The 9,765-nt window shown below is 60.2% G+C and carries 10 protein-coding genes; 3 read left to right on the top strand and 7 right to left on the bottom strand.

Annotation, left to right across the window (positions count from 1 at the left end; all coding sequences use genetic code 11):
• Both SGJ19_18125 and SGJ19_18120 read right to left on the bottom strand, forming a co-directional pair.
• Positions 1-415, bottom strand: a 415-nt coding sequence (locus tag SGJ19_18125; GenBank protein MDZ4782168.1) for a hypothetical protein, incomplete at its 3' end; no start/stop codon positions are given.
• A 140-nt stretch (positions 416-555) separates the two neighbouring features.
• On the bottom strand, positions 556-1,335 hold the full coding sequence (locus SGJ19_18120) for a hypothetical protein (GenBank protein MDZ4782167.1): 780 nt from the start codon (positions 1,333-1,335) through the stop codon (positions 556-558).
• 575 nt (positions 1,336-1,910) lie between these two features.
• Here SGJ19_18120 and SGJ19_18115 point away from each other — a divergent pair.
• The 3 genes from SGJ19_18115 (at position 1,911) to SGJ19_18105 (ending at position 5,295) form a co-directional block, all read left to right on the top strand.
• Positions 1,911-2,939 carry an NAD-dependent epimerase/dehydratase family protein gene (locus tag SGJ19_18115; protein ID MDZ4782166.1) on the top strand — a complete coding sequence of 343 codons (1,029 nt, stop codon included), beginning with the start codon at positions 1,911-1,913 and terminating at the stop codon, positions 2,937-2,939.
• A complete protein-coding gene (locus tag SGJ19_18110) occupies positions 2,926-3,948 on the top strand; it encodes a dihydrodipicolinate synthase family protein (protein ID MDZ4782165.1) in 1,023 nt (340 codons plus the stop codon). Before SGJ19_18115 ends, SGJ19_18110 begins: the two co-directional genes overlap by 14 nt.
• 138 nt (positions 3,949-4,086) lie before the next feature.
• A complete protein-coding gene (locus SGJ19_18105; GenBank protein ID MDZ4782164.1) occupies positions 4,087-5,295 on the top strand; it encodes a carbon-nitrogen hydrolase family protein in 1,209 nt (402 codons plus the stop codon).
• 70 nt (positions 5,296-5,365) lie between these two features.
• On the opposite strand, the gene SGJ19_18100 is transcribed toward SGJ19_18105, so the two are convergent.
• From SGJ19_18100 to SGJ19_18080, 5 genes are all read right to left on the bottom strand, one after another.
• A complete protein-coding gene (locus SGJ19_18100) occupies positions 5,366-6,247 on the bottom strand; it encodes an EamA family transporter (protein ID MDZ4782163.1) in 882 nt (293 codons plus the stop codon).
• 67 nt (positions 6,248-6,314) lie between these two features.
• Positions 6,315-7,154: an EcsC family protein gene (locus tag SGJ19_18095; GenBank protein ID MDZ4782162.1), complete on the bottom strand. Its 840-nt coding sequence runs from the start codon at positions 7,152-7,154 to the stop codon at positions 6,315-6,317.
• 163 nt (positions 7,155-7,317) lie between these two features.
• Positions 7,318-7,647: a hypothetical protein gene (locus SGJ19_18090; GenBank protein ID MDZ4782161.1), complete on the bottom strand. Its 330-nt coding sequence runs from the start codon at positions 7,645-7,647 to the stop codon at positions 7,318-7,320.
• Between the two features lie 545 nt (positions 7,648-8,192).
• The gene (locus SGJ19_18085; protein MDZ4782160.1) at positions 8,193-8,594 is read right to left on the bottom strand and encodes a hypothetical protein; all 402 of its coding nucleotides are present in this window, start codon (positions 8,592-8,594) and stop codon (positions 8,193-8,195) included.
• On the bottom strand, positions 8,591-9,765 hold a 1,175-nt coding region (locus SGJ19_18080; protein ID MDZ4782159.1), incomplete at its 5' end, for an efflux RND transporter permease subunit. The genes SGJ19_18085 and SGJ19_18080, both read right to left, overlap by 4 nt.

The raw sequence follows: 9,765 nt of genomic DNA, 5'->3' as shown, positions 1-9,765 counted from the left end.
TGCCGCTGCCGTCCAGAGCCACGCTTTGCGCCGCGGAAAAACCAGTCGTGGAACCAACCGTCCGGCTGACGAACGGACTGACCCAACCAAACTTGCCCGCGGCATCGAGCTTGAGCACGAAGGCAGCAGCGCTAGGGCCGCTGGATACGTATTTCGACTTCGAACTTGGGTCGAAATCCACCGTTCCGTCGAACGAACCGACAACGAAGACGGTGCCCGACGCACTCACCGTCAGGTCGGCCGAGGCCGAACGCGTAGCCACGGACTTCGACCAGACGACGGCGCCGGTCGGGCTGTATTTCACGACGTCGAGGGAATCGGCGTACCGAACGTCAAGGGCGTAGACATTGCCTGCCGCGTCAACATAGATGCCATGGCGCCGTCGTTGCCCGAGGCGCCCCAGCGCTTGGCCCACAACGGCAACTCTGGCCAAGCGGCGACCATTGCCGCCGGTGATCGAATAGGCTGCAACCCGATCTAATGTGCAGAGTTCAATCTAACGCTCAGCGAGGGGGGGACGACGCCAGCGTACGCCGCCCCCTCCGGTTGCCGGCGCTATTTGTAGCTCGCGCCAATCGTCTTGACGGCGGTTTCGAAGTTCTTGATTTTCGTGATCAAGTCTTTCACGGAGATGGTGTCGGAAACGTCGACGCGGGCCGAGTAGTCGTCCAACGAGCGAATGAAGGCCTTCGGGTCCGTCAAATTGCTGACGTCGGCGCCCAGCTTTTCCAAGTTGATATATCCGCCGAGCGCCGTGGTCAGTTTCCGCGCCGCTTCCTCGGAATTCATCAGCTTGTTGTAGTTGGCGACTGACACTTTGAGCAATTTGCTGTCCTTGGCGAGCTTCTGAGCGACCGCGTTCAGCTGAGCCCCCGCCGCTTTCGCATTCGCCAGCGCGGCCTTGACGTCGGCCTTGTAGGTGGCGAGCACCTTGTCGATCATGTTCTGTTTGATGTCCTTGCCCGTCGGCGTTGAGGCCGATGCCAGGGCCGATTCAAAATACGCTTCGTACTTCTTCAGACTTTGACGCAGTGACGAAAGCGCCTTGGACATGACCGTCACGACGCTCTTGTCCCCGCCGGTCTCCACCGACTTCTCCGCCTTGAGCGTCCCGAGGTACGTATCCGACGCGGACTTGAGCTTGACCGCCGCAGCCTTCAACTTCACCGCGTCCACGGTCTTGGCCTCGGCCAGGGCGTCGCATTCCTTCAGGTATTTGTCGACGTTCGTCGACTCGTGGAAGAAAATCAGGAAGGACTTCGCGGGCTTGTGCTTGCCCGTCAAGATTTCGAAGCGCTTCTTCGCCGTCTTCCAATCATCGCTCATCTTCCCCATGGCGTGACACTCTTTCAGGATGGAGTTGAAACAAAGTAAGTAGCCCGATCGCCGTCGTCGCACCATCGAATGCAAGCGTTTTGGGAATGCACATTCGAGACCGGCGGACGGCGGCAATTAACAAATCGAAGTCGCGCAATGCTGGCCAACTTGAGTTGCAACGCATCGGTCAAGTCGAACGCCGAAATTATCGACGGCTGCGGCAACCGATGCAAGCGACGAGCCACTTGCTTTGGCCAATTCTTCACCTGGGACGGGCAGTGCGGCTGCGCAGTCCGGACGTGACGTCCGCCACCACCAACGGCGCGGCGCTACGCTGGGAATGTGCCGACTATTTATCGCGCCGGCCCACCAATGCATGCAAGCGGCCTGGACAAGCCATTTCAAGTATCCGTGAATGAAAGTATCTTCTCGAATACGTGGAACGGCCCAATTCTCGCGATTTCCGATTGCGTCCCGGTCGACGTTCCATCGAGAATACGCGCCATGATTTCGCGGCATCCCTTCGATCGTACCGGTCAGATCGATGCCATGCTCTCACATTTCGCGAACCAAGTACCGATCAAGCCGCGGACATGAAACCTATTCGATCGATTGCCGAGCTGGACGACGTGCTCAGTGTTCCCACGCCCGGAGTCTTGGATACGCTCGGTTCCGTGCCGGGAGATGTCCTTGTGCTGGGGGCGGGTGGAAAACTGGGGCCAACGCTGGCTAGGATGGTTCGACGCGGCCTAAATGAAATCGGAGCTACTTCGCGACGCGTTGTGGCCGTCTCGCGCTATTCCATCGCAGCGGCATCGGCCACGTTGCGACAAGCGGGCGTGGAAACGATCTCCTGTGATCTGGCGAGCCGAGCCGCCCTCGCGGGCCTGCCGGACTTCGCGAACGTGCTCTACCTGGTGGGGCAGAAATTCGGCACGCACGAATCGCCGGAAAAAACGTGGTTCATCAATACGATCGTGCCAGCCTTGATCGCGGACCGATTCCCGAACTCCCGCATCGTCGCCTTGTCGACAGGGTGCGTCTATGCGTTGGCTGCGATCGACGGGCCGGGCTCCAGCGAAGGCGATCCGCTGGGACCGCCCGGCGAATACGCGAATTCCTGCGTGGCGCGCGAGCGCGTGTTCGAACACTACGCGAAGGTCAACCAGACGCCGATGGTTTTCGTGCGCCTGTGCTATGCCATCGATTTGCGCTACGGGGTGCTTTTGGATCTGGCAAAGAATATCTGGCGCCGACAGCCGATCGATGTGAGCATGGGAGCAACGCACGTCATTTGGCAGGGCGACGCGAATGCGCGGATCATTCAATGCCTGGCGCGAACGTCCGTTCCTCCCGCGATCGTCAACGTCACCGGTCGTGAGCGACTTTCGATTCGTAGCCTAGCCATTCGACTCGGCGAACTCTTGACGCGCGAAGTGCAGTTCACAGGAGAGGAAGGGACCACCGCTTGGGTCTGGAATGCCGAGCGTTCGTACGACTGGTTCGGATCGCCCAACGTCTCGGTTGATGAGATGCTCCGCGCCACCGCCGAGTGGGTCTTGCTAGGCGGAGAAACGCTGGATCGCCCGACCCATTTCGAGGCGCGCGATGGCCAATTCTGATTTTCGCGCTTTGCTCAACCGCGGCGTTGCCATCCCCGCACATCCGCTGGCGCTGGACTCCCAACGCCGTCTGGACGAACGCCATCAACGAGCGTTGACGCGATATTACCTCGCGGCCGGCGTCGGCGGACTGGCGGTCGGAGTCCATACGACGCAATTCGCCATTCGTGAGCCCAGCATCGGCCTGCTCGAACCCGTGCTGGCGTTAGCCGCCGAGGAAATGCGTCGCTCCCCACAACCGCTCGTGGACATTGCCGGAATCTGTGGCCTGACGCACCAAGCCGTGGCGGAAGCGGGGCTCGCCACTTCGCTGGGATATGACGCGGGACTGTTGAGCCTGTCTGCCTGGCGCGCGGCGGATGAGGCGTCGCTGATCGATCATTGCCGCGCGGTCGCCGACGTCATCCCCATCGTCGGGTTCTATTTGCAACCCAGTGTGGGTGGGCGCGTGCTTTCCTATTCGTTCTGGCGCCGATTCGTGGAAATTGACGCCGTCGTCGCCATCAAGATCGCGCCGTTCAATCGCTACCAAACGCTCGACGTCGTACGGGCCGTGATTGCCGCGGGCCGCGACGACATCGCCCTTTACACGGGCAACGATGACAATATCGTCTCCGACTTGATTACTCCGTTTGAGTTCAACGGACGCCAGCGGCGCATCGTAGGTGGCTTGCTCGGCCAGTGGTCTGTCGGAACGCGGCGCGCCGTCGAGCTGCTCGAACGCTGCCAGCGCGAGCCCGCCTCGCCCGACCTGCTGCGTTTAGGCGTGGAACTCACAGACTTCAACGCCGCTTGTTTTGACGCCGCCAACGGATTTCAAGGCTGCATTGCGGGAATGCATGAGGTGCTGCGGCGCCAAGGACTGCTCTTAGGCAACTGGTGCTTGGACGAACACGAATTACTGGGGCCGGGCCAGCTGGCGGAGATCGAGCGTGTGCTACGCACCTATCCCCATTTGAATGACGACCAGTTCGTGGCCGAGCAAATCGACGACTGGCTGCGTCCCTAGTTTCGATCGTCAATGCAGAAATGCTCGTCGCAGCCGCCCGATTTTCAATCAAGCTGTTCGACACCACACGTCAATGCCGGTTATGCTATTCGCTAGTTCAGTACCACTCCAACTCCACAATCGGACTGGGTGCCACCGATGCGCGAGCTTGTGCGAAATTGTGTATGTTTTGTCCTGGTCGTATTCGCTGCGCTGCTGTATTCAGAATGCGTCGGAAGCGCTGCGGAGCCTCACTCGGCGAAAGCAGAGAAAGCTAATTTCAGCGCCAAGGTACGGATTGGTTCAACACAGCCAAAGAACCGGACGATCGACTACAACCTTAGCCCGGCAGACGCCCTGGCGCGCGTCGATGAGTCGCTGATCGAGTTGGTCCGACTTGTCGACAAGGCCGGCAACGCTGGCTGTGACGTCGTGACCTTCCCGGAAGATACGCTGGGACTTGGTAAGTGGGAGGCGGCGAACCACGCCGTTCTGCAAGATGTGCTGCCGGAGGCCATCGACCGCATGCTGAAGCGACTGGGCGCCGCGGCGTCTCAGCATCAGATGTATCTGGTTTGCTGCAACGATACGGTTGAAGCGGACGGCGCGCTGCGGAACACGGCGTTCTTTCTGGGCCGCGATGGACGGGAGATTGGACGATATAACAAAGTGCAGCCGACGCTCCACGAGAATCGGAAGCCGGGCCACACTTTCCCGGTATTTCCAACGCCTGATTTGGGTGGCGTCGGCATGTTGATTTGCTACGACATGGTGTTTCCAGAATCCGTACGTTGCCTGGCGTTGGGAGGCGCGGACATCGTATTCGTGTCGACGCTCGGCGGGGCTGCGATCGGAGATGATGACATCAGTCGGGCCGCATCCCGGACGCGGGCAGTAGATAACTTTGTCTATCTCGTCGTGTCCTGGCGAGAGAGTGGTTCGATGATTATTTCGCCGCAAGGCACGATTCTGGCGGAAGTGAATGGCCCCGACGAGGTTGTCATTGCGGATATTGACCCATTCGGCGGACGCGAAGGCGGTGACGCGTTCAACCAGCAACAGGACATGCGCGCCCGATTGTTTCGCGAACGCAATCCAGCGGCCTACGGACTGCTTATCGATCCGAATCCGCCTGTGCTGAGTAAGCTTCCGGCGTCGATCTCTCGCCCGGAGGCAGCGCGCATTTTCGAGCAAGCATTGACTATCGGAGAAGGGGAGTTTCAAGCGGCCGCTTCGCTCGCCGCGGCCGAGAAGAGCGAGGAGGCCATTGCGGCCTTTGAGAGGTTGCGTGCCGTCTATCCTGGAACCTGGATCGATCGGGTCGCACGCGAGCGTATCGAGGAATTGCGACAGCGCGACACGAAGTGACTGGTTCGCTCGCCGCCGGAAGTCGACGCGACCTCGTGGCACAATCGCGAGTTCCGAGTGGATGGGTAGCTCAAGTACGCATTACCCATTCGCTCCGAACACGACGATCAGCACTGCTCCGCCAACCATGATGAGCGTGCCGAGCAGCCGCTTTCGGATGTTCCGCTCCTGAAAATAACGGTAGCCCAAAAAAAACGCTCAGCAGCGTGGATAACTGAAATAAGGCGAGCGAATAGCCCACCTGAAGTTTTCCAAATGTGTCGAGCGTCGCGAATTGCATCAGCCCGGTGGCGGCCGCAAGCCAGAGGTACGTCGGCCAGTCCTTTCGGAAGATCGTCCCCTCCTCGCGCAGGCGCCCTCGCAATAGCAATCCCGACGCGAGCGCCGCGATCGGCACTCCAAGCCCGCACCAGACCACGAATGTCGTCAGCGGCGTCGACACTATCAGGGCTCGCTTGAGAAAGATCGCTTCCGTGGCGGAAAGCCCTAGGGCGGCAAATCGCAGTTGCACTCCCCGCTCGTGAAGGAACTGAATGAACGCGTTACGGCGAGGCTGGTTCTCGTCTCGATCCACCACGAAATAGCTTCCGGCGACAATGAGCAGCACGCCCAGCACACCTGTTGGCGTCGGAATCTCATGCACCAAAAAGATACCAAGGACCAGACTGATCACGGATTTGTACGCGTTGATCGGTCCAAGCACCGTTAGGTCGCTCGTTCGCAGGGCAGCGACGAGCAAGGCATTGCCTGCCACGGCAAGGAATGCGGCGGCTATGATGTTCGCCCAGTAGGCCGCTCCGCCGCCAAGTTCCAACGGCGACAGAAGTAGGGGTACGCAAACGAGCGTCAACAGGGCGTGCGTTACCGCGATGACGAAGATGGGATGATCGCTGAGCGAGTCGCTTCTGAAATACGTTCGAGACGGGATTGGCGATAATCCTCGCCGCCACAAACAACCAAGTGAGCATCAGCGTTCACTTCCAGTGCTACTGCGGCGTTCATGATTGACGAGTATACTCTCACCGAACGTGCGACTTGGCCGCGATGCGTTCGTACTCCTGCTGAACGGATTCCGTGCCATAAGCGCGTTCGAGCTGGCGTACGCAGAAGTGGGCCTCGGCCGTGTTCTGAAAGTGATCCATAAACAGCGCGTTGATCAAGCCGCCGCCGATCGCGCCGACAATCGGGACGGCCTGCGCCGCGACTTTCTCCGAGACAGCCACGCCGAAGCGTGATGCGATGGTCGAGACCAGACGCGTCAATGCGGTGCCGCTTCCCGATGCGGTTCCTTTAGTCAGCATCTCCGCCGCAGCGGTAACCTGTTGCGCCATGCTAGCGCGTGCGATGAAATAGGCGGCGCGAACGGACTCTTGGCCGGTTTGCGCCTCATCGCGACCACTGTTCATTGCTTCCTGCTTGCCGGCGCTGCCCAGGGCGAAAACTTCCAAGCAGGCGAGTTGCACAGCCGGATCGGAAAGATTCTCTCCTTTGGATCGAGCGATGTCGGCGATCGATCGCATGATGATGACCGTCGTCACCGGAAGTTCGGCAAATAGCGCCGGCGCTCCGAACAGGCCGCCGGTGACTCCGCTGAGCGTGGCTACCACTTTGTGCGAGAGATTCCACGGCGCCTTCACCGTCTCGTCGTTCAACGTTTTCACTGCCACGTTCAAGGCCCGGGTAAGCGCCTCCTCCGTGACGCGGTCGACCTGTTTTTGAATAGCGGGCGGCAACCAAGTCAGCAGCTTTTCCAGCGGCATCCCCACGGCCGCCGCCAACTTCGCGGCCAAGCTTGGATGTTCCAACTGCGAAACCGCCGCGGCGAGACTCGCGAGGTCTTTCTCGCTCAATGCAGACATGTTGGGCTTTCCGAGTCGAGTGACGCCATGCTGCATAGCGCGATTGATGCTAATTCTCGTCGACCAGCCACGCCTGAAGCTCGGCAACCTCTTCCGGCGTCAGCCGTTCATCCGGAGGCATATAGCCGAAGTCGACGAGCACCCGGAAGGTATGGGATTGTAGTTAATAGAGCGGCGCGCGAATACCGTCCTTCTCATGACTTGCCGTACATGCGTGCGGCGGCAGTTGGAAGACCGGCGATGTCCAGCGCTTGTTGAGTTTCTCGGCGCCGACAGTCGAGACCTCGGCGATAAACTTCTCGCGCGTGAACCAGGAAAGATCGAGCGGCGGTTCCAGCAACAGTCCGGTGCCAATCGACCGCGCCGGCTGGATCGGCTTCGGTTCGTGCGCGGCGTGGGAGGCCGCGGCATTTGGAGGTTCGCCACCTTGCATCGGGAGCGCAAGCAGCCCGAGGAACATCAACGAGGCAACGCTAACACAATTCTGTTTCATCGTCTTGATTGCGCGGCAGGACATCATACGAGAATGAACTCGTTGCGAAATCGATTCGGGATTCGATGGATGCGGAGGTCGGCTGTCCTGTATTGTACTACAATCGACCGCTTCGCCAGTGCGGCGAACTTCGGGCCCGGGCAACAAGAAAAGCCGCTGACCCGGCGATTTGCTGGGCCAGCGGCTTGGCGTAAATGGCAGGCTACATGACGTTCGCCATCCGTCGGGCGCGCTTCGGGGCTGGGGTTTCCAAGGAGCCGAACAGCGCATCGAAAACGTGATCGGCGGCGAGCGACCGGGCCGTCGATGCTCTTGCTGGTTGTTCGTCGAGTGTGAGCAATTCTTGGCTCACGAGCGCCGACCATACCTTGCAGGTCGCTGTTGCAAGGGCCAAGGTTGACTGCAATCGCTGCTGCTTGGCTGCCGCATGTGCGCGATGTAACGCCGAGGTAGGGGAAGACTTGGTAGTCGCGCTATTGACAATCCAGAGCGTACTGGGGCTACTTGGATCGAGCGTGATGCCGCTCGGGCTCGTCAGCAATAGGTCACATGCCGTTGGAACGGTTGTAGTCGGCGTCGCGAAATACCCAGTACGGGGCCTTGCCAACGACGTAATAGTCGACCGTCTGAGGCGCGGGGGGCCGATCGAGCGTCAGCTTGACGCTGAACTTGCGCGGACCTTCCACAGCGGGCTCGGCGACAATTTCGTAGGCGCGGAGCTTGGCGCCTTTTCTCCAAATGGAGTCTTCGATGCGGACTTCGATTTCGCCGACGTGAATCGGGTCCGGTTTCTGGCCGGCCTTCCAGGCGTCGAGTGCCGCGACAAGTGATTGTCGCGCCGCTTCGGTTTCGGGAATGTAATCGGCTTCACTCGCGCCGCCGCACCCACCGAGGAAGACAAGCAAACTCACGGCGAGCAACTGGCGGCATGCAACAAATCTGTTCATGGGACGTCCTCCGTCGATATCAATACTAGCTCCGAATCTGACCTCGCGCTGATCGACTTTGTGGGGGCGTCTGTTGTCGCCAGGGCGTGCAAGCGTTTCCAGCGAACACGGCGGATGTGATAGAACAGCACGGGCAGGAACAGGTCAATGACTTCATCGGCCACCAGGATTCCCCCGAGCACCGGTGCGACCATGGGACGGATCACATCCGCGCCCGGGCCGACAGCCCACAGCAGCGGCGCGAGACCGAGGATTGTCGTGCCTTCGGTGAGCAACTTCGGGCGCAGACGATGTACAGCGCCTTGCAATACGGCTTCGCGGAGTTGAGCCAACGTCATGTGTTCCAACCCGCCGGCGCGCTCGACTGCTTCACGAAGGTAGACCAGCATGATCGCGGCGGTGGCTGTGGCCATGCCGAAACACGCGATGTAGCCAATCCAGACGGTGACTGAGAATTCGTAGCCGAAGAGCCACTGAAACAGGACGCCGCCAGCCAACGCACCTGGGGCCGCGAGCAGAATCACGAGCGCGTCGGCCCAATCGCGATAAGTCCAGTAGAGCAACCCGAAAATTGCCGCCAAGACCAGCGGGCCGAGCCAGGCTAACAAGTGAACGGCGCGAAGTTCATGTTCATAACGGCCGGTCCATTCCAGATGAGTGCCGGAAGGGAGCGTCACGGTGTCGGCTGCGGCGCGCGCCTCCGTAAGAAACTCACCGAGATTGCGTCCGCGCACATTCAATCGAACGTAGTTGCGGAGTAGGCCGTTCTCGCTCTTGATCGTGGCCGGGCCTTCGGCGATCTCAATGCTCGCGACATCGCCGAGTGCAACATGGCGTGCTGGTGTGGAATCCGTCGATTCACCGCCCTGAACACACACCGGCAGTCGCGCTAGGGACTCCGTGTCTGCACGGGCGGAGCGGGCATACCGAACCGTTAGTGGATAGGAAATGCGCCCGTCACGAAGCGCGCCGACGATGCGACCAGCGAGCGCCGTTTCGATGACTTCATTTACCGCAGCGATGGTTAGTCCATGTTCCGCGGCGCGATCACGATCGACTTCAATCTCGAGATATGCCTTGCCGCGAATCGGATCGGCGACGACGTTCACGGCACCGGGCACCTTGCACACGGCTTTCGCGACACGTTGCGAGGCGTCGACGACGTCGTCGA

The sequence above is a fragment of the Planctomycetia bacterium genome (assembly GCA_034440135.1).
Lineage (GTDB): Bacteria > Planctomycetota > Planctomycetia > Pirellulales > JALHLM01 > JALHLM01.
Note: the sequence above shows the minus strand (reverse complement) of the source record. Positions and strands in the feature narration are given on the sequence as shown.